Source organism: Arthrospira sp. PCC 9901 (assembly GCF_059013425.1).
Genome location: NZ_CP102296.1, coordinates 2,843,726 through 2,867,305 on the forward strand (window position 1 = coordinate 2,843,726; position 23,580 = coordinate 2,867,305).

Here is a 23,580-nt window from a genome sequence, read left to right on the forward strand (position 1 = left end):
GGTGGGGGTTTTTAGGAGGCAGATCAGTTCATCAAATTAACCTGTAAAGACTGAGTTTCATGGTTTCTCAAATTCGGGAATTTATCGAGACAGACTTGATTAAAAAAGCCCGATGATCTTTCAATTTCAATTAAATCTCGTCCTTCCACATATCCCCCCAGACGCAAAATAAATTCCAGGCTGCAATTAACCCCTGATTCTGGTATATCCTGAGTAGCGATCGCTAACAGGATAATCTTTTGAGAGTTGAGATCCATTTGAAATCGGCGGATATGGGATTGATTCCAATTAGCGGTTGTAGGTTCAGTATTAAAGCCATTATAAGTAGCCACAAAACTGGTTAACTCTTGCTGTTCTAACATTCCATTATTGTTGGCATCATATCCGGTAAATTTTCCTTGCAGAATCCCCCCTTGAAACTCAGTCGAGAAGCTATAGGTTTGGGGTGAGTTAGCCTGGGCGCGAATTAATCCACCCATAGCCAATACTAAAGCAGTAGCCCACAATAAGTAATGTTTGAAGCCAAATAATTTGGGGTAACTCATTATATACTGTAACCAAACGGGACTAAATCGAGATAAGCACCCTAATCAGCAGCCAATAATTGCCAGATTTGTTCACCAGGCAATCGGCGTTTTTGTAACTGGGAATTAACCCAATCAGCCGCCGCCATTCCCGATTCTAACACACCATTAATAGATTTGGGGCTGCACCAATCTCCGGCCCCCACCAAAGGCAGGGGGGTTATAGTAGTTATACAGGGAGTCGATAAAGATTCTTGACAAAAAGCATAACGCCATCGGTGAACCTGCATCCATTCGGGGGAGTTTAACCAAGAAAATAAGCGATCGCTGGCAGTTTGTAGGAGAATCCTTCCGGGGGTTTCTAAGTCCGTGACATCAAGATATTGGCGGGCAAATTCCGGGGTACTATGGAAAACCAAAATAGGTGTTTTGGGGTTCTGGCGGCGGCTACTGTCCAAACTGACCCACTCCAGGCGATCGCCTTCGGGAAATTCTACCCCTTTCCAGAGGGGATTTCTGTTCTCTAATGCTGCCCATTTATCCTCACCATAACCCGCCATAACTGCCAGAGAGGGATTATAGTTAAGCGATCGTATTTGTGCCACCAGCGCCGCCGGAATTTGGGCTGCCGGAGATTCTAATAAAATTAACGCTTGGGGGGCTGGAATAGCTACAACTACCGCTTTAGCCGCGATATTTTGGGGAGTTTCCGGGTAATTATCAGCCGTTATTGCTAAATCCAAAAACCAGCAGCCATTATCCTGGGGAGTAATTGACTCTACCCGGCGACCAAACCAAATATCCAAATCAGCCGCTAAGAATTTACCCACCCCATTCATTCCCTGGGGACAAATATAAAGGCGCTGCATTGGTGAGGGGTGAAATTCTCCCGACCGAAACTGATAAATCGTATCAGTCCACAGTTGCAGATCCGACCCCATAGCCGTGATTAACTTTCCCACAGTCTCCCCAGTAGGTTGGAGATACCGTAAACCATGATCAACCCGATCTCCGCCTACCCGACGAGTAGCTGCGCGTCCCCCAACTCCCCGAGACTTCTCCACAACTACCACCGAATACCCACCCCGCCGCAACTGTTGGGCGCAAATTAACCCGGCAATCCCTGCACCAATCACAATTATATCAACTTGGGTCATAATCAAAATGGCAATAGTAGATACTTTTCCGAAATCTGGTGAATGAGGTTAGCCAGGGGACTCCATGCCTAGGGAACACCATTACTTTGATGTCAATCATATTGATTGACTCTATGGCTACCGTCAAGAGTGTCCTAAACTCCTGTTTAACTTTTGATAGCCGGGCAGATAGTAAAATATATAATTGTGGTATCATCTGGGGCTGAGGAGGGCATCGATTTTGGATGAACTGAGAACAGCATTAGAATTGGCAACAGAAGAGGAGTTACACCAGTTAACTGAACTTCTATTTAGCCGTCGGTTTAACCCGTTGGATTATGTTAACACACCCCAACCTATTGACGTACAGAGTCGCGATCGCGATGCGTGGTTGGATTCTTTGGAACAACGTTTCCGTTATTTGGCTGCCGACGGAATGACTGTCTTGAGGGGAAAAACCCAACAAGTCACCTATCGTCAAACCTTGATCCAGGTTTGTCGGTATCTCAAGATTCCCTATTCCAGACAACTGTCTACTACTGATTTGGAGGCGGAAATTTTTCTTTCCCTCTTGGGTCGCGCTTGGGACCGTCTCCCCGTATCTGAACAGCAAGACCTGACCCGTCGTGTACAAGAGGCCTTAGCTAAATCTAAACCTATGCAGCCTTTGCCGATGTCTGTACAGAAAGACCCTTTAGGGTTGCTGTTTAAAGCCGGAAGCGCTGTAGCTATTAGTTCTGTAGTCAGACCTGTTATTCTAGGGCATATTGCCCATCAGTTTGCTTTGCATTTTGCTAAATATCAAGTCGCGCGCCAAACCTTAATTCAAGGGGGGACAGTGGCTGCTACCCAAATTCAGGGACATCTCGCGGCCCAGGCTGCTAATCGGGGTATGGCTTTGACCGCCGCCCGTTATGGCGCTACCCGCAGTATTTTGGGGTTTTTGGGTCCCGTGTTGTGGACTTGGTTTTTAGCCGACCTCGGTTGGCGCGCCATTGCTACTAATTATGCGAGGATTATTCCGACTATTTTTGCATTGGCGCAAATTCGGTTAACTCGTGGCGACTATAGTTGGCAAATGGTGTAATGGTTTGATATGACCTGGAAGTGGTTCCCAACTCACAGCGATCGCTCTTTACAAACTGCCTGGAATTGCATACAGTTGGGAGTGTTAGCCTTGCCCCTATTGCCTAATTTAGGGGCTATTGCCATCTTTGTAGCCGTCATTACTACCCTTAAACACAGATATCAACAGATACTTAATCTACCTAAAATCCGAGGCTTATTAGGATTAGCTGGACTGTTACTGTTAACCGTTATTTTTGCCGAAAATCCAGTTGAGGCAATTTTGGGCACTGCTAATTTTATCCCCTATTTTATCGTCTTTGCTGCTGTAGCAATCCTCCTTGAGAATTTTGCACAACTTCGATGGCTGTCTTGGTTATTGATTTTACCCGGAATTCCTATTGTGATTTTGGGTTTGGGACAGCAATTTCTGGGTTGGTCCGGTATCGAACTATTACAAAGTGTTTTAGGCTGGGTATTAGCACCAGGAGGAAACCCACAAGGGCGGATGGCTTCTGTGTTCATGTATGCGAATATTTTGGCTGCTTATTTAGTCATTGTTTTCGCCTTTTCTTTGGGTTTGCTAGTCGCAGAATTAGGGTTAATAACTGATGTAAATTATGAAAAAAACGGGATTTTAACTAATGTTAATCCTCGATTTTTGCTGGTAACTGCTGCTACTACAACTCTACTTTCCGGGTTGGGTTTAATTGTCACTAACTCCCGTAATGCTTGGGTTGTGGCGGTTTGTATTAGTTTAGCATACGCCATATATTTGGGTTGGAATTGGTTGTTAGGTTTGGTCGGGGTAGTCGTGGCGGCAGTGTTAGGGGCGGCTTTTGCACCTTCTCCTATTCGGGATAGTTTACGGGTAATTATTCCGGGCTATTTTTGGCAAAGATTAACCGATGAAAACTTCGATCGCCCCCTAGAAACTCTCAGGATAACTCAGTGGCGATTTACTTGGGAAATGACCCGACAACGACCAATTACTGGCTGGGGTTTGCGAAATTTTACCCCCGTTTATGAAGCCCAAATGAATGTTTGGATGGGACACCCCCACAGTCTACCATTAATGATGATGGCGGAAGTCGGTATTCCGATAACTATAGCTTTTTGGGCTGGGGTGGGATGGGTATTAGTAGATGGGGTAAAATTGATGGGGCGACCCTATTTAACTAAAGGCGATCGCCTAGTTTTATTTAGTTATATCGTAGCATTTGGGGCCTGTGTTTTATTTAACTTAGCCGATGTCACCATATTTGATTTTCGGGTTAATCTGTTAGGATGGTTACTGTTGGCGGGTATTTATGGGGTAACTAAGAATTAGTCTCCCTGGTTTTCTCTTCTGGGGAAGTCACAATTTCTTGAATTTGGTCTAAAGTTTTAACTACCAGTCGTTTCGCTTGTAGTTTCCATCCTAATTGCTGAATCGAAAAAGCCGCATAAAACCCCACCGCTGTAGCGATAAAATCCAGAGGCTGTGACCAGGAAATTCCGAACAATAGACCCAAGCCACCAATTCCCCAAAATGGCAAAGCTACCATTTGCCGATTTTTTTCCACTAATTTCACCAAAAAATTATTAGGTATTTCCGCCATAATTTCTTCGCGGATTTTATGCTGTTGGGGATAGGGGACTGCAAAGCTAAATTTACGGCGCAGTTTCTCCATTTTGCGGGCTTCTGTACTATACTCCGTTAATTCATCTTCTGCCATTAAAATCAGTTGTTCTTTTTGACTCATGGTGCTTTGGTTGTTAAAATTTATGACCTGTCACCACCATAAACCCTACCGGATATTTTGGCAACCGGGAAATCTGATCACCCTGAAAAAAAGCCCTAGCATTCAAACCTCCTATTTTTGGAAGCGTTTTTTAACTCGGGAAATCAGTAAATCCACTTCCGGTAATTTCATCTGTAACGCCCAGAAAGCAAACAACCCCAAACCAATAAATCCTGGAATAGACAGTTCCAATAATATGGCAAAAAATCCTCGGCTACCTAACCACTCCTCCAAACCGAGACGAATTACCCAGGCCACTAAGCCAACGACTATACTACCAGCAGCCAAGCCGAGAAATGGCCGACTCCAATCTTTCCAGGGTAAACCACCTAGGCGGATATGTAATAACCATAACATCATCACCATAGAGATTAAGTTAACTCCCACGGTAGCCAAAACTAAACCGGGCGCACCGAAAGCATTAACCAAAATGTAGTCTAATAGTGCATTCAGGAAAATGTTAAAGAGACTAACCCGAAAGGGAGTCTGTCCGTCTCCGAGACCGTAGAAGACTCTGACTAAAACATCTCGCCCCAGGTAGACAAACATTCCGCTACCATAGGCCATTAACACTAAAGCCACAAATTTCGAGGCGGCTAGGTCAAAGGCGTAGCGTTCATATACCACCCGCACAGAAGGCAATGCTAAGGCTACCATTAATGCACTCAGGGGTAACATGGTAATCGCCGTTAGGGTTAAAGCCTGACGGATACGGTCTTTTAATTCTGGCCAGTCGCTGGGGTCTCGCAAGCGGGAAAACAGGGGCAGGAATGGCACTAAAATCATGTTGGAAATGATGCCGAGGGGCGTTTGTACCATTAACCCGGAATAAGCCATGGCGGCGGCGGCTTGGGGTATGTAGGAGGCGAAAAATAGGTCGGTATAGACGTTAATTTGTAGCGTCCCTGATGACAGGGTGGCGGGAATCATTACTTTCATTACGTCTCGGACTCCGGGCTGTTGGAAGTTGAAGCGCAGGCGCAGTTTACCGAGTCCCGATCGCCACATGGCGGGAAGTTGTACTATCCACTGTAGGATAGCCCCAGATAGGGTTCCTCCGGCTAATACTAGCCCTCCTAACAGGGCGTATTGCGGTTGGGTGATACTTTCGCCCAAATATAGGGCGAGGGCGATTAAACTGCCAATCAGGGCGAGGCTGGAAAATAGGGGACTAATGGAGGGTAGCCAATACATATCGGCGGCGTTGAGGCTACCGAAGCCAATACCTATTAACCCAGATAAAAGGGCCATCGGAGCCATGATTTTGAGTTGCTGAATGGCGATCGCCCTAATTTCTATGCCTTCCGGGGTCTGGCTTAGTCCTGGGGCGACTAGATCAATCATAGGGGTGGCAAAAATGATTAATCCCACCGTCACAAATAGCAAGACAGTCCCCACTAGGGTGGTGATCGTTTCTACTAGGGGTTCGATTTCTTCCCGGTTACGTTTGGCCAGCGCACTGACGATCGCACTATGGAAGGGGCCGTTAATGCCACCTAATAAAATCAGCAGGAAGCCGGGAATTACATAGGCGTAGTTGTAAGCATCGATGGCTGGTCCTACTCCAAAGGCTGCGGCCATCGCCTGTTGTCTGACTAAGCCAAAGATTTTACTAATCAGAGTGGCGATCGCAACAATGGTGGCAATTCCCACCAGGGACCGGGTGACTTGTGGTGATTCTGACACAGAGTTTTAGGAAAGTAGGAATATATGGGACAGGGTTAATTAATAACTGTTAATTGTCAACTGTCAAGTTTTGGATTCGTATACAATAATCCGGTTTCCGCAAGAATCATAAGCGTAAATTTCCCGACCGTGGGAGGCTGTGATAATTTCGCCCGGTGGTGGGTAGCCTAATTCGCGAAAATTCTCGATCGCTTTTTCTAGGTCACTTACCTGCAAGCATAAACTCATTGCGCCCTTAGGGGAACTAAATTCTTGGCGATCGCCCCCTCTGGGTTCAAATATCCCTAATCGTAAACCCGGTAATTGAAATTCCGCATACACTCCCTCAATATAGATCTGGGGTGGCATCCCCAATAAATCACTATAAAATTGGCTGAGTTGGGCCAGATTAGGGGTCGAGATGGTGACAACGGCCCCGTGACAGTGTAAAACCATATTTGGGAACTTAAAAATGGGGGGGTTGACTATACTTGATCATCATAGTTACTTTTGGGATCAGGCGATCGGCATAATCTAGTTTTAATATCATTGATTACTTTTATCGAGATCACTTAAATTAATTGAACAATGGCGCGAATTTTTATATCTGCTGGTCATGGAGGTTTTGAGAATGGGGTTAGAGACCCAGGTATTGTAGCCGGGGGAACTACTGAAGCTCAAGAAATGATCCGAATTCGAGATATATTATTATCAGAATTGCGTTCTCGTGGGGTTCAGGCTTTGGCGGTCCCTGATGATCTATCTCAGGTCCAAACTATTGACTGGATTAATACTTATTCCCATCGTGGTGATGTGGCTATTGAATTGCACATGGGAGGCTCTCCTAATCCTTCTAATCGAGGGGTTACTGTATTTCATATAGCATATAATTCTCAACGCAAAAAAGATGCCGAGTTGATTCTCTGGTCCTTATTGCGGCGGGTTCCTCAGTTTCCCAGCCGTGGCGCTAAACCGGACACGGAAACTGGACTCGGACATCTAATTTTTTGCCGTTGGATTGCTATTCCTTCCTTATATATAGAAATCGGTTATTTGACTAATCCTAATGACCGGAATATTTTACAAAGCCGCCGCGCAGATATCGCTACCGGTCTGGCTGATGGTCTGGTGGCTTGGGTGAAAAGTGAACATATTAATCCCACCCCTCCTTTACCCCCAGGAAATCGGGTTTATGGTTCAATTGGGATTAGAATTAACGGTCAGGTTTATGGGGAAAGGGGACTTTTGGTTAATGGTAACTCTTATATACCTATCGATTTGGTAGACCGCCTAGGAATTGACTTAACCCAATTGGCTAGGGTGATTCGGATTCGATATAATAATATTGTTTATATTAAGGCGATCGACTTGCGGAATTTTGGTATTGCTGTCAGTTGGGATAATCCTAATCGGACGGTGGTTTTAAGGTCGATTTCTCGACTCTATAACGACCAAATTGATCGCATTATGGGGGGAGGATATACCACGGAAGTACAAATGATTGTATTTCTGAAGTCAGAAAATCCTGATGCGCCTAATCAGTTTCCCGAAATTGCTAAATTATATCGCCGTGAAGCTATGGTCGAAGGGGTTAATTATGATGTGGCTTTTTGTCAGATGTGTTTGGAGACGGATTTCCTCAAATTTGGCGGAATTGTCAAACCTTCAGACTATAATTTTGCGGGTTTGGGAACTGTTGGGGGTTCCTCGGAAATTGCTGCATTTGCTACTACTGAAGAAGGGGTGAGGGCGCATATTCAACATCTGAAAGCCTACGCTACCCATGAACCTATTGTTCAGGAAATTGTAGACCCTCGTTTTGATTATATCACTAGGGGGGTCGCTCCCTCTGTGTTTTCTTTGGGAGGAAGATGGTCTGATGACCCTCAATATGGCGATCGCATTGTGGCTTTAGTCCGAAGACTTTATGAAATGTCTGGCTTGCTGTAATCTATGGATTATCAAATATCTCCTAAATCACAGAATTTTAATATCCCTAAGCCTCACAATTTTTTAATTGCTGAAAACGGCGATTTATTTCTAGATATTGTGCAGCAAACTCTGGGCGAATTGATTAATTATCATCAAGAATATGGGAAAACAGCGACTATTTTAATGGCGGAACCTGATCCGGTCATATTTTTAGCCACCTTTTGGGCGGGTATTATGGCTAACTGTTCCGTGATTTTAGCTAATCCAAATTGGAGTATTGGGGAATGGGAACAGGTGTTTAATCGCATAGGTCAAACGGATTTACAATTTGGGAAGATTCCCAAGATTGCCAATATTGATCATGTCAATAATCCCGTAAATATGAGGCGATCGCCTTTTCTAGATGGGTCGATATTAATTCCCACAGGTGGTACATCAGGAACCATAAAATTTGCCGTTCACACCTGGGAAACCCTCACCGCTTCCGCCATAGGATTTCAACAGTATTTTGACCAATCCCAGATAAATAGTTTCTGTATTTTACCCCTATTTCATGTGAGTGGGTTAATGCAATTTGTGCGATCGCTAATTACTGGGGGACAGTTGGTAATTTGGTCTGGCAAAAATTTAGAAAACCGTGACTATCCTCAACTAGATATTTCCGATTTTTTTATTTCCCTAGTTCCCACCCAACTACACCGCCTTTTACACCATCCCCAAACCGCTAATTGGTTATCCAAATTTACCACCGTTTTATTGGGGGGAAGTCCCCCTTGGTTAGAGTTACTCAACCAAGCCAGACGACACCAAATTAGACTTTCTCCCACCTATGGAATGACCGAAACAGCTTCCGGGGTTGTCACCCTCAAACCTGATGATTTTTTAGCCGGAAACAATAGCAGCGGTCGCGTCCTTCCCCATGCTAAGGTCATGATTGTAGATCCACAGGGTCAACCGGTAAAATCTCCCGAAATTGGGTTGATTAAAATTCAGGCTAATTCTCTCAGTTGGGGTCATGACACACAGATAAATCAACCCAGACTCACCCAGTTGATTACTGATGATTTGGGATATTTTGATGAATGTGGATATTTAACCCTGGTGGGAAGACAGGGAGATAAAATTATTACTGGGGGTGAAAATGTTTTTCCGGTGGAAGTAGAAGCCGCTATTTTAGCCACGGGAATGGTGGCTGATGTTTGTGTGGTGGGAATTGGCGATCGCCACTGGGGAGAAGTGGTCACGGCGGTTTATGTTCCCCATGACCCTCCGGTATCTATTCAAATATTAGCCAATTCTTTAGGCGATCGTCTCAGTCGTTATAAACATCCCAAAAACTGGATAGCAGTTGATACATTACCCCGCAATGACCGAGGTAAAATTAACCGCCAATTGGTCATTCAACAAATCCAAAACTTGACTAATCCTAAGATTTAAGCCAAACTTATAGTAAAGGTGGTTAGGAGTATCCTCCCCAATGAATAATCCGTTAGGCTTTGACTATCAAATCATCCAAACACTCAACCGCAATAACCTCGGTGGTCGCGTTACTTACCTCGCCCAAAATTCCCAGACCCAACAAAAAGTCGTAATTAAGCAATTTCAGTTTTTAACAGGCGCTTCAACTTGGTCTGAATATGATAGCTACCAACAGGAAATAAAAGTCCTAAAAAGCCTCAATCATCCAGGTATTCCCCGCTATTTAGATTCCTTTGAAACCGCCAACGGATTCTGTATGGTTCAGGAGTATATTAACGCTGCTTCTGCAGATACTCGTCGCCGTTGGACTCCTGAACAAATTAAATCAGTGGCCCTGTCAGCCCTAGAAATTCTGGTCTATTTACAATCTTTATACCCTTCGATTATTCATAGAGATATTAAACCAGAAAACATCCTCATTGACGATAACTTAAAAGTTTATTTAGTTGACTTTGGTTTTGCTAGACTCGGTGGCGGTGACATAGCCGCCAGCAGTGTGGTTAAGGGAACCATGGGATTTATGCCCCCAGAACAACTATTTAATCGTCACCTAACTAATGCTTCATATTTATATGCTTTAGGGATGACCCTAATTTGTTTATTAACAGGTATCAATTCCGGTGATATTGGTAACTTAATTGATGAAGAATATCAGATACATTTTCGCCATTTAATACCTCCTCAAGAAAGAGGCTGGATTAACTGGTTAGAAAAAATGACAGAACCGAAGGTACAAAATCGGTTTAGTAATGCAGCGGAAGCCTTGGAAGTTCTCAAAAATTTAAATGTCTCTCGCCTCCCTAGGGTGCGCTTACCAAGGAAGAAAACAATTAAACTTCAAGCTGAACAATGGGGGGAACAACTTAGCCACATCATTGAGATTACTAACCCTGTCCCTGATACGGTTTTATCTGGTCAGTGGTCGGTGAATCCTCACCCTTCTGACCCACCCCATACCCCCTATGAACATCCTTATATTGCCTTTAGTCCTCAGAAATTTTACTCTAATCAAGTCAACTGTAGTATTACCATTGATACCAGTAAACTGTTAGTAGAACAAAATTATCATCGTGAGGTGGTTCTAACTACTAATTCCAACCCAGAAACCTATCTAGTCCAAGTTCAAATACAGACTGCGCCAGTCAAGCAATTTAAGCATTATTTATTATCTCTGTCAGGGTTCAGAGTTTTAGTGATACTAGGATTTATATATTTTGGTTTTCATATTTCTACCATAGTTAAAAATATATTTATGTCAACTATGGTGGGCAAAAATTTTAGTTTGTTTGCTGTATTTATTATATTTGTTTTTCTGTTGTTTTGGGGTTTCTTTTATAATGAAAAAAGGTTAATCAAAAATGACGGCGATAGTTATTTACATACGCAAATAACGGAAAAACTCAATTTGCTACTTAGTGGACTTTTAGGAGGGTTAATTGGATACGGTTTTTTATATTTATTTTTGAAAACATTAGGGTTTGATTCATCAGCTATATATGCCAGGCTGGGTTTGATTTTTGGAATATTAATTGCTAACAGAATTATATTGTCATTACAAATACCTGTCGAATTTTCTTTTGGATGTTTGGGTTTAATAATATTGGTTTATATCTTTTCTTCGATGCTAGCACCCACAGGAATAACATCATTAAGTTTATTATTTTTAATAATTGGTCTTCCTATAATTTGGTTGATTTTTTCGGCTTTGGTTCGCACTTTTTCGGTGATGATCAATATGGCGATCGCTTTTATGTTTATATCTAAAAATACCAATAATTTAACATCAAAAAATCCTCCTATTTTTATAGCTATAAATTCTCTATTGTTTAGCATCAGCCTGGGGGCAATTTTACGGTTTTCCCAACAGATTTTACAGCATTTTAGTAGTATAGGAACCCTGGAGATTATAGGACTATTAACTATAATAACCATATCTATATTTGCTACCCTAATCCCATTACTAAAATCTATTGTTTTCCAACCACTTCAGACTATTAAACAATACCGTAACCTGGAAGCCACTTTAATTAAACCATGAATAAATATCCTGATTTTTCTAATTATGGCTATCAAATCACCAAGGAACTAGGACATAACCGCGCCGGGGGTCGTGTGACTTATTTAGCCTTAGAAATAAATAGCCAAACTCCGGTGGTGATCAAACAGTTTCAGTTTGCCAGAATTGATGCTAGTTGGTCAGACTATAAAGCCTATCAACAGGAAATTGAGATATTACGGGAGTTAGACCATCCCCAGATTCCTAATTATCTGGACTCCTTCCCCACTGTGGATGGTTTCTGTATGGTTCAGGAATATAAAAACGCGCCCTCTTTAACCAAATCAAAACCATGGACTCCCCAGGAGGTTAAACACATTGCTATATCAGTTTTAGAGATTCTTAAATATTTACAAAATTGCATCCCCCCAGTTATTCACCGAGACTTAAAACCTGATAATATATTAGTTAGCGATCGCTTAGATGTAAGTTTAGTTGATTTTGGTTTTGCGCGGTTAGGGGGTGGAGAAGTAGCCGTCAGTAGTGTGGTCAAAGGAACCCTCGGATTTATGCCACCAGAACAGATGTTTAATCGTCAATTAAACCAAGCATCAGACCTCTACAGTTTGGGTGTGACTCTCATTTGTTTATTAACGGGTGTTCCGGCTACGGAAGTGGGATTATTAATTGATGAAGGGGGAAAGATTAACTTTGAAAATCGGGTATCTGATTTAAGTCCAGCTTTCATCAGTTGGCTAAAAAAAATGGTGGAACCCAACTGTAATAATCGCTATCCTAACGCCCAAGCATCCCTAGAAGAGTTGATATCTATTCCGGTATTAAGCCCACGAAAAATAGTAAAAAATAATTATGCGATCGCTTTTTCATCAATCACTATTTTATTAATCGCTGCGGTGGGATTTTGGACTGCTAAAACCCTCCAACACAGTACCCCCAAACCCCCAGAAACTACACCAGCCCTTGTCAACTCTGTTAACCTAGAAGCCGAGGGAAATTATCTAAGTTTTAACAACAATAAACTAACCCTGTCTAAAAGAAGTTGGGCGCGGGTATATTTTGCCACAGATTTGTCGGAACTACCGAATAATCAATATATAACCCATTGTCAAATCTGGAATGGTAAAGGTCAATTAGTAGCCATGGGAGAATCAGTTTTGTCTATATCTCCCTCTCAGTCTACAGTATTTTGTTTTGCCAATTTTCGGGCTAACCAAGATGAAATTATAGACGGAGTTTGGACATTTAAGCTGTTTGTAGATAGTCAACTTACCGCTACACAAAATCTGACAGTTGCGGTTGATTAGGGATTACCGGACCACAGCAATTGTTCCCTGTGGACAAATTATTTGATTGTTGACCATTCGAGGTAATGCTGATAATGAATAGTTGCCAAAATTAATTTGACAAATTTGATGTTTTGTATTAATTTGATTATTATCATCAGTAATGGCAAAAACTGCCGCTAAATAATCTGGGAGATTAGGGACATTGGACTGAGCCATGATAAAAACGGGATCGCTTGTAAGTTTAGGTTTGGTGGTATGATAACCAGGGGATTGAACGGGTATCATGGGCTGTAAAATACGATATCTGTATCTTTCAGTTTCTGTGGCTATTCCTAACCCTAAATCATCCAGTTCCCTAGCAAATCTTTCATGTTCGGCAAAATAAGACCGTTGGGTTAAACTAATGGTATTAATAAACTCCTGACCTTGTTTATTTCTAGCCAAATCAGACGGTTCAACCGGAAAAAAACAATGGCAGTCAAAATCATAAAATGGTAGGACTAGGCTGAGTAAAGCGCCCGAGTAAATCGACAATTTAGCCAGGTTATTCATGGTTTCTACAGACTCCGGGAAAATCGCCGCCTTAACGAGGCGGGTTTTTGTCTGGCTGACGGGACTGTTTCCCTAAGTTATCGATCCATTCCAGTAGACGGCGCGATAGTTGCCAGTTGCGGTTTAAAATTTCATCGGAAGCCACAATAGCCCCCAGTAGCAGCGCTAGTGATAATATATCCATAAATCCCTGATACTTGCTAGATTTTACCGTTTGAGTGCTATTTGAGTGCTACTAGAGTATTAGGATAGACTGTACAGTGTGATTTTGTCAAGTGCAAAGCTGAAAAACCCTGTCTTATGTGGGATATAAGGGTTATATATGGAGACGATCGCCACAAAGTATTTAACATATCTTAAGATTCCGTTATAATAGCGGGCGATAGCAAGCGAGCAAAGGGAATGGTACAGGCTTTGTTTGGAAGCAGTCCGATTCAGGCCCCAAGTGGCGATCGCCTGGTCAGTAAAGTTGTCGGGGCGGCGATCGCCTCATTATTCAAACGTTCTGATCACATAGAAGCTAACGTCCGTGCCGAACCCGTGGCCAAGCTGTTACAGGGAAGCGTAGATGGATTTGACTTCATTGGCAAAGGAATGCTGATGTACAATGGTCTGCGGATCGCAGTGATGGAACTCTACCTAGAAGCAGTGGCGATCGACTTTAGCGCCATTTTTTCTGGTCAAGTCCAACTGCGACAACCGACAATGGCAGTGATGCGAGTAGTTTTGACCCAAGAGGATCTGACAGAATCCTTTAATACCCCCTTCATTGTAGAGAAGTTACAACGTCTCCAGTATCAGGGCGAACCCCTAAAGTTTCAGAAAACCCAAATGCAGGTCAACCCAGATAATACCCTAGGGTTTCAGTCTCAGATCAGGATTGGCGACTCTCGGAGTTTAACCTGTGTAGATTTTTGCGCCCAGGTCGAAGTACAAAAACGTCGGCATATCCAATTTGTCAACGTCCAATATAACGGAGACCAAGAGGCTGTCAACCTAGGCAAAGCCATGATTGATCACGTCAACAATTTACTTGATCTCGATAAGTTTGCCCTAGAAGGTACACAACTGCGGGTTGATCGGATGCGGATTCAGAATGAGTCCCTAATTTTCTACGGTTCAGCGCAAATCAACCAATTTCCCAAGGGAAAAAGGGGTTAATCGTGGGTTGATGGTCAGCAACCCAAGCCTAGGGCCTATTGTCTAAGCCCTAGGCAGTCAACTACCACCGGATAGGTGGGTTAGGATTTAGGATCATCCTTACCAACTTTAGGGATAAAATCGGGGCGATCCTTACCCTCCCAACCGGGGGGTCGTTTAGAATTGTACCAAGCGATCGAGCCAATACTCACAGCAGCAATAAAACCCACAACCAAGACAGCTACCGGAATCCAAAGGGTATTTTCCATGATAGATATTTCCTTTCACTTCACCAATGTATTAACGATTATCCTACCTGATAGAGCAGCCTAGGAGTTTTTCACTTCCATTTGGGGTTACACTGCAATACATACATTGCGCGCTGTAGAGGAAAAATTCCCAATGCCACCTTGGGTTTTTGGATTATTGATGATGGTCGGTAGCTTTGTGTTAGGGGGACTTCCCCTAACCAGTTGGATTGTCAAAGGGTTAACTCGCATTGACTTAGCCAAGCAGGGTAGCGGTAACGTCGGGGTTGCGGCAGCTTTTACCCAAGCCGGGAGGGTCGCGGGTATTTTCGCGGCTGTAGCTGAAGCGCTCCGAGGTATTATCCCAGTAATTGTCGCCCGATCGCTATTTCCTAGTGAATGGGAACCCTTAGCCCTAATTTCCCTAGTTTTCCTGGTAGTCGGTCGATATCTGATTGCCAGAGGCGGCGGTGTCACCAATGCCACTTGGGGGGTTTTAGTTTATTCTCCCCCAGTGGCTATCTCCGCAGGGATTAGCGGCCTATTACTGTGGCGGTTAGCCCTGACTATTTGGCCGAGTCAACCTACCCGCGCCCGACTCCGGGCTATGCGTTTCGCCTGTTTAAGTAGTCCCCTCTGGTTGGCTGCTTGGCATAGTCTCCCTGACCATCGTGATTTATCATTAGGAGAACTCCTAGCAGCGATCGCTTTAGCTTTGGTGTTGATTATAATTAACCTGCGCCAAGGTGATGATTTTGGCTTGTTTATGAAACAGCAATTATTATCCTTAAATGACCCCCTAGATATTGATAGCTGTGGCGAAAAAGCCACCCGGCTTAGTCAACTCAAACAAGCCGGATTTAAAGTGCCTTCCGGCTGGGTTTTGCCCACTATGGGCCATCAAGAAATTGCCCGAGATACCAAATCCCAACATCAAGACGAAATCGACTATTTTCAACTGCCAACACCGAGTTATAGTTATCCTTTGATTGTGCGTTCTTCCGCCTTGGGAGAAGATGGAGATAGCAGTTCCGCCGCCGGACAATATACCACCGTTGGTCCGATTACATCTGAGGCAGAATTGCGGTCGGCGATCGCCCGTTGTCGAGACTCTTACTGGAGTGCGGAAGCCAAAGCCTATCGCCACCAAAGAAATTTATCTGACACCGGAATTGCCGTTTTAATTCAACCCTATATTAGCGCCCAGATATCTGGGGTCATGTTTACCCGGAATCCCTTAGATGGAGGTTCCCAGGTGGTCATAGAAGCCTTAGCCGGGGAAGGAGATGTGGTAGTTTCTGGGCAAAATACCCCCGTACATTTAGAAATAGAAACCGCCACAGAGACGGCTACCTATGAGAGTTTAAATCAACTGGGAGATGATGGTTTATTATCGCGATCGCTACTAGGGGATTTAGTAGCGGAAGCACAGGCGATCGAAGCATTTTATCATGGTTTACCCCAAGATATAGAATGGGTTTGGGATGGCGAACAGATTTGGATATTGCAAACTCGACCCATTACCAACCTGCGACCTATTTGGACTCGGAAAATTGCCGCCGAGGTAATTCCGGGGGTAATTCCTCCCCTCACTTGGTCAATTAATCGGCCTTTGACCTGTGGAGTATGGGGGGAAATTTTTAGCCTGGTTTTAGGGAAAAAAGCCAGTAAACTAGACTTTAAAGAAACCGCCACTCTCTTAGGTTCCCACGCCTATTTTAATGCCACCCTGTTGGGGGAAATTTTTAGGATGATGGGATTACCAGAACAGGGTTTAGAGTTTCTGTTGCGGGGGGAAAATATGGGTAAACCACCCCTAAAAACCATGTTGGCTTCTGTGCCAGGTTTATGGTTATTGGTACAGAGAGAGTTGGCGCTAGTCCATGAATTTGAACGCGATCGCGACAAGATTTTCGAGCCAGGTTTACAACGACTAGAAGCTGATAGTTATTATGAAACTCGCCTACCAAGTTCCCTATCTTTACCACAGTTGATCCAACGGGTTGACCGGATTCAAGAAATCCTGAAATTAGCCACTTATTACAATATTTTGGGACCCATTGGCTTGGCAATTCGGCGATCGCTTTTTCAAGTCCCAGAGGAATGGCTACCCGTGGCTAATTCCCCCGAAGTCGCTTCCATGCGCGAGTTACAGAAAATTGCCGATCGCCTCCCGGAAGGGGAAAATTTACAGGTATTAGCAGACCAGTTTTCTCAAAATCCTGAGTGGCAACAACAGTTTAAACAATGGTTGCGCGAGTATGGATATTTAAGTGAAGTGGGAACCGATATTTCCGTCGCGACTTGGTGGGAACAACCCCAGACATTTCGGCAGATGTTATTCACTATGGCGGAAAATCCCGCCAGTGGCACAAATCGCAATTTGGGCGGATTTAGTTTATGGCAAAAATGGCGGCTCAATCGGTGTTATCAACGAGCTATAATTAAGGGTGAAATTGCCGAGGTTTATGGTAAATTATTGGCTCATTTGCGCTGGACTTTTTTGGCAATTGAAGCCGTCGCCTTAGAGTCGGAAATTCTCACGCAACCGGGGGATATTTTCTTTTTGAAATTATCCGAAATTCGCAGTTGGATAGAGTCGGGAATTGATCCGCAATGGCGGGAAGTGGTCAAACGGCGGCGACAACAGTATGAATGCGATCGCGATCGCACCGTCCCTCCCGTAGTTTATGGGAATTTGCTACCCGAACCTAAACCAGAACCCCTCGAAGGCGCTTTACAGGGAATTCCCGCCAGTGTCGGCTCCGTGGAAGGCTATGTACAGGTTTGTCGGAATTTGGCGGAAGGCTTGGAAAATGGCATCGAAAAGCCCATTGTGGTAGTCCCCTATACTGATGCGGGTTGGGCTCCTTTACTCATGGGGGCGGCGGCGATTATTTCTGAGGTGGGGGGTCAGTTATCCCATGGGGCGATCGTCGCCCGCGAATATGGCATTCCGGCGGTGATGAATGTCTCCCAAGCCATGTCCCGCCTCAAGACCGGTCAACGGGTCCGGGTAGACGGCTACCGGGGAACGATCGAGATTTTGGACAATTCCAATTAATAATTAATAATTAATAATTAATAATTAATAATTATCACCCTCGTAGGGTGCGTCACAGGGATAACCTATCGGGTCAACAGCCAATTTTATGGTTCTGACGCACCACATTAATTATCGGGGGTGGGGCGGGTTTCTAAGGAAGTAGGGTGCGTCACAGGGATAACCTATCGGGTCAACGGCTAATTTTATGGCTCTGACGCACCACATTAATTATCGGGGGTGGGGCGGGTTTATTAATATGGTTGTAGGGATGGAAAATTGACACCAGAACCCGCCCCTACAATTATCGCCGAGGTCAAGAAACCCGGTTTCTCAAAGAAACCGGGTTTCTAAGGAAGTAGGGTGCGTCACAGGGATAACCTATCGGGTCAACGGCTAATTTTATGGCTCTGACGCACCACATTAATTATCGGGAGGGGGCGGGTTTATTAAGATAGTCCTAGGGATGGAAAATTGACAGCCGCAGACGGGGGGCGGGTTTATTAAGATAGTCGTAGGGATGGAAAATTGACACCAGAACCCGCCCCTACAATTATCGCCGAGGTCAAGAAACCCGGTTTCTCAAAGAAACCGGGTTTCTAAGGAAGTAGGGTGCGTCACAGGGATAACCTATCGGGTCAACGGCCAATTTTATGGCTCTGACGCACCACATTAATTATCGGGGGTGGGGCGGGTTTATTAAGATAGTCCTAGGGATTGACAGTGCGACTATCGGGTTGAGTGTTTCCCGATAATCGCCGTTCTAATCAGAGTTTATACAAAACGGGCTAGGAGGGATTCGAACCCCCGACACCGTGGTCCGTAGCCACGTGCTCTAGTCCACTGAGCTACAAGCCCCCGTTGGCGTTAAACTTAGACTTGTTTCACCGCCATTTAAGATAATAACACACTTTCCGAAAATGACAAGCAATTATTTAGAAAATTCTCCCCAATCTTTAACCCACCTTGATTCTAAGGGAGAAGCGCAGATGGTGGATGTGTCAGAGAAGCCCAAAACTCGGCGGGTGGCGATCGCCATGGGATCGGTGAAAATGCTTCCGGAAACCCTAAAAGCGATCGCATTGGGAAACGCACCCAAAGGAGATGTTCTGGGAACCGCCAAAATTGCCGGAATTATGGCCGCCAAACAAACGGCCCAATTAATCCCCCTGTGTCATCCACTCCCCCTGGCTAAAATAGATGTTACATTCACCGCCGACCCCCAACTCCCAGGTTATCAGATCCGCGCGGAAGCCATAACCATCGCGGAAACGGGGGTAGAAATGGAAGCCCTAACCGCTGTTTCCATCGCCGCCTTAACCCTCTATGACATGGCTAAAGCCCTAGATAAATCCATGGAAATTGGGTCAATTCGTCTGTTGAGTAAAACGGGGGGAAAATCAGGAGATTATCAGCAGCCATTGTCCCAGCCACTGCCGAAATAGCGATCGCCTTGCTATCTTAATAATTGATAGTGCGAGACGTTCAGGCATGAAATAAGGCTGAAATGCCCGAAATAACCGCCTGGTGGGGAATTCAACCCCTTGGTTGAATATATCGATAATGCGCCCATTTCAGCGTGACGCGGGCAGTCTTAGACCTGATTAGACGCTTCACCTGACTGGCCATATTGGAAGTCTCGAAGGTGGGCAAAAAAATCAGGCTGTGTTATGATGGGATGGCCAGGGATGCTACCCAATCAACCAAGGGGTTGAACTCCTCACCGGGTAGTTATTTCGCCCATTTCAGCTCTATTTCATACCCGAAGGTCTCGCACCATACTTGGTATTATACCGTATTGCCGTAAAATGTTAACCTAATTTGAGATTAAATCATGCTCCCAAACCTATGACAGAACAACCAACTCGCATTTGTATTCTCGGTGGTGGTTTCGGGGGGCTATATACCGCCCTACGTTTAACCCAGTTACCGTGGCTACCCACACAAACCCCGGAAATTACTATAGTTGACTCCAGAGACCGCTTTGTATTTGCGCCCCTACTTTATGAACTGGTGACCGGAGAACTACAAGCCTGGGAAATTGCGCCACCGTTTGAACAACTCCTGGAAGAAACACCCATCCGGTTTATTCAGGGAACTGTTGCCGATATTGATATTACCGCCCAACAGGTGCAATTACAAGATGGTCAATTTCTCGATTACGATCGCCTAGTTTTAGCCATGGGAGGAGAAACCCCCCTTGATATAGTACCAGGTTCCCAACAATACGCCATACCTTTTCGTCGGGTGGAGGATGCTTATCGTTTACAAGAACGTTTGCGTATCCTGGAAGCCTCGGACGCGGAAAAAATTAGAGTAGCCATCATTGGCGGCGGTTATAGTGGGGTAGAATTAGCCTGTAAATTAGCGGAAAGACTCGGAAAACGCGGTCGTTTGCGCCTAGTGGAAAGAGGGGAAAAAATCCTCAAATCTGCCCCCGACTTTAACCGGGAAGCTGCCCAAAAAGCCCTATCAGAACGACAGGTTTGGCTGGATTTAGAAACTACTGTTCAATCCCTAGATGCCGAAAGTATTACCCTCGAATATCGCGACCAGGTAGATACTTTACCGGTTGATATTGTTATGTGGACGGTGGGAACCCAGACCCCGGATTTAGTGCGATCGCTTCCCCTGAAACAAAACACCGAACATCAAATCATCATTAATCCCCAATTACAAGTCATTGAACACCCGGAAATATTCGCCCTGGGAGACCTCGCCGACTGTCATGATGCGGAAGGCAAAAAAGTTCCCAAAACCGCCCAAGCTGCCTTTCAACAAGCCGATTATGCGGGCTGGAATCTGTGGGCATCTTTAACCGGGAGACCCCTGCTATCTTTCCATTATCAAGCCCTAGGAGAAATGATGACTTTAGGGAAAGATAACGCGACTCTCACAGGTTTAGGAATTAAACTCGATGGACAGTTAGCCCATGTCGCCCGCCGCCTCATTTATCTGTATCGTTTACCCACCTTAGAACATCAAATGCGGGTAGCATTTAACTGGATAAGTCGCCCCATTCAAGAGTTGATGATCAATAAATAAATGCCCATGATGATAAATGATAACATTCTGCCGCCTAAATTAATCTTACTAGATGCGGTGGGAACCCTCTTTGGTGTCCGAGAAAGTGTGGGCGATATTTACAGCAAAATCGCCCAAAAATGGGGAGTTAATGTCTGTCCTAAAACCCTAAATCAGGCATTTTATCATAGTTTTAGCGCGGCTACACCCATGGCTTTTCCCGGCGCAGATATGGCGGAAATTCCCCAATTAGAACTAGCCTGGTGGCGCGATATTGCCGCCGAAAGTTTTAAGGCTGTCGGGGTTTTTCAGGAGTTTTCGGACTTCCCCAAGTTTTTTGATCACCTTTACCAAGAATTTGCGACGGCTGAACCTTGGGTGGTTTATCCTGATGTAATTCCCACGTTGACAAAGTGGCGAAATTGTGGTATAGAATTAGGAGTTTTATCTAACTTTGATTCCCGGTTATATCCAGTGTTAGAAGTTTTGGATTTAGGGGGATTTTTCTCGACGGTGACGATTTCCACAGAAGTGGGTGCGGCTAAACCTGACCCGAAAATTTTTGCGGTCGCACTAGAAAAATACGATTTTCAGCCAGGAGAAGTTTTGCATATTGGGGACAGTTTTACAGCGGACTATGAGGGAGCAAAATCAGCGGGAATAGCGGGGGTATTAGTAGAACGAGATACTCCCTCAACGCCAGGTAAAGCGTCCTATTCTACCTTAGCAGAGATTGAGTTCAATTGCGATCGCTAAATTACACCGACCTGATCGCAATAGCGGTCAAGTTGGGTAAAATAGTTATATGGGTTGATGTGACCTGGTTTAGGGAGGTATTGATCAAATGGGAACTGTCGAAAATTCCGATTCTCTGAGAAAACACTACGGAGAGGCGATCGCTCGCCGCATGGAACGTCGCAAAAAACTACAGAAGGTTATAATGTTCATTTCGACGGCAGCTTTTCTGGGGATGATGTCTTCGGGTTTGGGTGCAATGTTTCGCAGTAATTCCCAATCCTCGGAGGTAAACCAAGCGGAGGAGGTTGCCACAATTGTATCACAGTTAGAACGCCAAGAACAGGGTTATCAGTCGGTTTTGCAACGGGAACCGGAAAATCAAACAGCTTTGGAAGGGTTGGTGATGGTTCGCTTACAACAAAATAAACTGGAAGAGGCGATCGCACCTTTGGAAAAGTTGGTGAGTTTATATCCCGATATTGAGGATTATCAAAATCTCTTGAAACAGTTAAAAGCTGATACACAGACAGCGGTTGAAGATTAGTTAATATCTGGCTACTCATGAATCAACTCAGCGACGAAGCCAGCTTATATGATAGGGATTATCATCTCTGGGTTCTGGAAACGGTTAAACATCTAGAAACAAGCGATTTCGAGGCTCTGGATTTGGAGAACTTAATCGCGGAAATTCTAGGCTGGGCTGCGATGGAGAAAAGAGAGTTAAGGAATCTTTTAAGGCTGTCATTTGAGCATTTGCTAATGTGGCAATACGGGGAGGCGGAAACGGAAAGAAATCGAGGACATTGGGAAAGAGAAATAACTAATTTTAGATTGCAGATCCTCAGACTGTTAGAAGATAGTCCTAGCCTGAGAAATTACCTAGATGATCAACTCAGCCAATGTTATCAAGATGGTTGTAAATTGGCGGGTAGACATTCTCAACTCCCCCTTAACACCTTCCCCGAAAGTGCGATCGCCAACTTAGACGAGGTATTAGATGAAAATTGGTTTCCTCGGGTGAGTAAGTAGTGATTAAAGGCTGATATAATGGAGGCATAACTTAACCATGCAACAGTTAAGCGAATCACTGAAAAGTCTATATGATACGGATTATAATCTCTGGGTTCTGGAAACGGTTAAACACCTAGAAAACCAAGCGTTTGATTGCCTTGATTTAGACAACTTAATTGAGGAGATAACGGACTTGGGACGGCGGGACAAAAAGAAATTAAAGAGCTTGCTAAGAAACCTGATTGAACATTTGCTAAAATTAAAATATTGGGAGGCGGAAAGGTCTAATAATTACGGACATTGGCGGGGAGAAGTTACTAATTTTCGCAAGCAGATTAAAGATGAATTAGAAGATAGTCCGAGTCTGAAACCTTATTTACAACAAATATTTGAGCAGTGTTATCAAGATGGTCGGGAAATTGCCTCAATGCGATCGCAACTTCCCCTAGAGACTTTCCCGGAAAAGGCGATCGCCAACTTAGACCAGGTATTAGATGAAAATTGGTTTCCGTAAATCAAGGATATTAGGGTAGAATTGTGGGGGAAAGATGATGAATCAGGAATTTGTGAATAGCGATCGCCTAGCTTATTGGAAACAACGAATGACGCAGCAGGCGGCGCAAAATCAAAAATTAGTCAACCAGGCGCGATCGGATGTGGATACAATTGTAGAAATGCTGGTGAGTCAGTTTGGAGTGAGGCGGGTTATCCTATTCGGGTCGTTAGTTAGGGGGAGGTTTAGGGAAACTTCTGATATTGATTTGGCGGTGGAAGGGTTGAGAAAAAAAGATTATTTTTTGGCGGTGGCGGAGGCGAATGACTTAACGCGGCGATGGGTGGATTTGAAACCTTTTGAGGATTTAGAACCACATTTTCGCGATCGAGTATTGCAAACAGGGGAATGTGTTTATGAGGCAGGTTAGTCCCAGTGAGTTA

Annotated in this window: 23 protein-coding genes and 1 tRNA gene; 15 read left to right on the plus strand and 9 right to left on the minus strand. The window is 44.4% G+C overall.

Annotated features, from left to right (window positions below; genetic code table 11):
- Positions 1-23: 23 nt before the first annotated feature.
- Complete coding sequence (locus tag NLZ44_RS12445) at positions 24-545, minus strand: hypothetical protein (protein WP_006670122.1); 522 nt, start codon at positions 543-545, stop codon at positions 24-26.
- 41 nt (positions 546-586) lie between these two features.
- The gene (locus NLZ44_RS12450; RefSeq protein ID WP_008051370.1) at positions 587-1,681 is read right to left on the minus strand and encodes an NAD(P)/FAD-dependent oxidoreductase; all 1,095 of its coding nucleotides are present in this window, start codon (positions 1,679-1,681) and stop codon (positions 587-589) included.
- Between the two features lie 220 nt (positions 1,682-1,901).
- On the opposite strand from NLZ44_RS12450, the gene NLZ44_RS12455 reads away from it, so the two are divergent.
- Together NLZ44_RS12455 and NLZ44_RS12460 are read left to right on the plus strand one after the other, a co-directional pair.
- Positions 1,902-2,747: a YaaW family protein gene (locus NLZ44_RS12455; RefSeq protein WP_111891082.1), complete on the plus strand. Its 846-nt coding sequence runs from the start codon at positions 1,902-1,904 to the stop codon at positions 2,745-2,747.
- Positions 2,748-2,756: 9 nt separating this feature from the next.
- On the plus strand, positions 2,757-4,055 hold the full coding sequence (locus NLZ44_RS12460) for an O-antigen ligase family protein (RefSeq protein ID WP_493749983.1): 1,299 nt from the start codon (positions 2,757-2,759) through the stop codon (positions 4,053-4,055).
- Here the strand turns inward: NLZ44_RS12460 and NLZ44_RS12465 are convergent.
- The 3 genes from NLZ44_RS12465 to NLZ44_RS12475 form a co-directional block, all read right to left on the minus strand.
- The gene (locus NLZ44_RS12465) at positions 4,045-4,470 is read right to left on the minus strand and encodes a hypothetical protein (protein ID WP_008051369.1); all 426 of its coding nucleotides are present in this window, start codon (positions 4,468-4,470) and stop codon (positions 4,045-4,047) included. The two genes, NLZ44_RS12460 and NLZ44_RS12465, sit on opposite strands and share 11 nt — an antisense overlap.
- Positions 4,471-4,581: 111 nt before the next feature.
- Positions 4,582-6,195, minus strand: coding sequence for a murein biosynthesis integral membrane protein MurJ (gene murJ / locus NLZ44_RS12470; RefSeq protein WP_493749984.1), 1,614 nt, complete (start codon positions 6,193-6,195; stop codon positions 4,582-4,584).
- A 63-nt stretch (positions 6,196-6,258) separates the two neighbouring features.
- Positions 6,259-6,630 carry a VOC family protein gene (locus tag NLZ44_RS12475; RefSeq protein ID WP_493749985.1) on the minus strand — a complete coding sequence of 124 codons (372 nt, stop codon included), beginning with the start codon at positions 6,628-6,630 and terminating at the stop codon, positions 6,259-6,261.
- Positions 6,631-6,762: 132 nt separating this feature from the next.
- Between NLZ44_RS12475 and tftA the strand changes: the two genes are divergently transcribed.
- Genes tftA through NLZ44_RS12495 form a run of 4 tightly spaced genes read left to right on the plus strand, consistent with a single transcriptional unit; the run spans position 6,763 to position 12,906 of the window.
- The gene (gene tftA / locus NLZ44_RS12480) at positions 6,763-8,124 is read left to right on the plus strand and encodes a hormogonium tapered terminus morphoprotein TftA (RefSeq protein ID WP_006625224.1); all 1,362 of its coding nucleotides are present in this window, start codon (positions 6,763-6,765) and stop codon (positions 8,122-8,124) included.
- A 3-nt stretch (positions 8,125-8,127) separates the two neighbouring features.
- Positions 8,128-9,543 (plus strand): 2-succinylbenzoate--CoA ligase, encoded by a 1,416-nt coding sequence (locus tag NLZ44_RS12485; protein ID WP_493749986.1) that lies wholly within the window; start codon positions 8,128-8,130, stop codon positions 9,541-9,543.
- A 40-nt stretch (positions 9,544-9,583) separates the two neighbouring features.
- Positions 9,584-11,623 carry a serine/threonine protein kinase gene (locus tag NLZ44_RS12490; RefSeq protein ID WP_493749987.1) on the plus strand — a complete coding sequence of 680 codons (2,040 nt, stop codon included), beginning with the start codon at positions 9,584-9,586 and terminating at the stop codon, positions 11,621-11,623.
- Positions 11,620-12,906: a serine/threonine protein kinase gene (locus NLZ44_RS12495; protein WP_493749988.1), complete on the plus strand. Its 1,287-nt coding sequence runs from the start codon at positions 11,620-11,622 to the stop codon at positions 12,904-12,906. The genes NLZ44_RS12490 and NLZ44_RS12495 overlap by 4 nt, the downstream gene beginning before the upstream one ends.
- A gap of 3 nt (positions 12,907-12,909) precedes the next feature.
- Here the strand turns inward: NLZ44_RS12495 and NLZ44_RS12500 are convergent, their stop codons facing one another.
- Positions 12,910-13,440, minus strand: coding sequence for a type IV pilin-like G/H family protein (locus tag NLZ44_RS12500; protein ID WP_493749989.1), 531 nt, complete (start codon positions 13,438-13,440; stop codon positions 12,910-12,912).
- A 31-nt stretch (positions 13,441-13,471) separates the two neighbouring features.
- The gene (locus tag NLZ44_RS12505) at positions 13,472-13,624 is read right to left on the minus strand and encodes a hypothetical protein (protein ID WP_317267535.1); all 153 of its coding nucleotides are present in this window, start codon (positions 13,622-13,624) and stop codon (positions 13,472-13,474) included.
- Between the two features lie 218 nt (positions 13,625-13,842).
- On the opposite strand from NLZ44_RS12505, the gene NLZ44_RS12510 reads away from it, so the two are divergent.
- Positions 13,843-14,601, plus strand: a complete 759-nt coding sequence (locus NLZ44_RS12510) for an LmeA family phospholipid-binding protein (protein WP_315662920.1) — start codon at positions 13,843-13,845, stop codon at positions 14,599-14,601.
- 80 nt (positions 14,602-14,681) lie between these two features.
- Here the strand turns inward: NLZ44_RS12510 and psb35 are convergent, their stop codons facing one another.
- Complete coding sequence (gene psb35, locus NLZ44_RS12515) at positions 14,682-14,849, minus strand: photosystem II assembly protein Psb35 (RefSeq protein WP_006625228.1); 168 nt, start codon at positions 14,847-14,849, stop codon at positions 14,682-14,684.
- Positions 14,850-14,982: 133 nt separating this feature from the next.
- Between psb35 and NLZ44_RS12520 the strand changes: the two genes are divergently transcribed.
- Positions 14,983-17,892 (plus strand): glycerol-3-phosphate acyltransferase, encoded by a 2,910-nt coding sequence (locus NLZ44_RS12520; RefSeq protein WP_493749990.1) that lies wholly within the window; start codon positions 14,983-14,985, stop codon positions 17,890-17,892.
- Positions 17,893-18,655: 763 nt separating this feature from the next.
- Here NLZ44_RS12520 and NLZ44_RS12525 read toward each other — a convergent pair.
- Positions 18,656-18,729, minus strand: a tRNA-Arg gene (locus NLZ44_RS12525).
- Positions 18,730-18,791: 62 nt separating this feature from the next.
- On the opposite strand from NLZ44_RS12525, the gene moaC reads away from it, so the two are divergent.
- From moaC to NLZ44_RS12560, 7 genes are all read left to right on the plus strand, one after another.
- The gene (moaC, locus tag NLZ44_RS12530) at positions 18,792-19,316 is read left to right on the plus strand and encodes a cyclic pyranopterin monophosphate synthase MoaC (protein WP_006625231.1); all 525 of its coding nucleotides are present in this window, start codon (positions 18,792-18,794) and stop codon (positions 19,314-19,316) included.
- Between the two features lie 403 nt (positions 19,317-19,719).
- Positions 19,720-20,916 carry an NAD(P)/FAD-dependent oxidoreductase gene (locus NLZ44_RS12535; RefSeq protein WP_008051357.1) on the plus strand — a complete coding sequence of 399 codons (1,197 nt, stop codon included), beginning with the start codon at positions 19,720-19,722 and terminating at the stop codon, positions 20,914-20,916.
- A complete protein-coding gene (locus NLZ44_RS12540) occupies positions 20,917-21,651 on the plus strand; it encodes an HAD-IA family hydrolase (protein ID WP_493749991.1) in 735 nt (244 codons plus the stop codon).
- Positions 21,652-21,739: 88 nt separating this feature from the next.
- Positions 21,740-22,177 carry a tetratricopeptide repeat protein gene (locus NLZ44_RS12545; RefSeq protein ID WP_006625234.1) on the plus strand — a complete coding sequence of 146 codons (438 nt, stop codon included), beginning with the start codon at positions 21,740-21,742 and terminating at the stop codon, positions 22,175-22,177.
- 17 nt (positions 22,178-22,194) lie between these two features.
- Complete coding sequence (locus NLZ44_RS12550; protein WP_493749992.1) at positions 22,195-22,662, plus strand: DUF29 domain-containing protein; 468 nt, start codon at positions 22,195-22,197, stop codon at positions 22,660-22,662.
- A gap of 37 nt (positions 22,663-22,699) precedes the next feature.
- The gene (locus NLZ44_RS12555) at positions 22,700-23,158 is read left to right on the plus strand and encodes a DUF29 domain-containing protein (protein WP_493749993.1); all 459 of its coding nucleotides are present in this window, start codon (positions 22,700-22,702) and stop codon (positions 23,156-23,158) included.
- A gap of 34 nt (positions 23,159-23,192) precedes the next feature.
- Positions 23,193-23,567, plus strand: coding sequence for a nucleotidyltransferase family protein (locus tag NLZ44_RS12560; RefSeq protein ID WP_228116341.1), 375 nt, complete (start codon positions 23,193-23,195; stop codon positions 23,565-23,567).
- Positions 23,568-23,580: the final 13 nt, after the last annotated feature.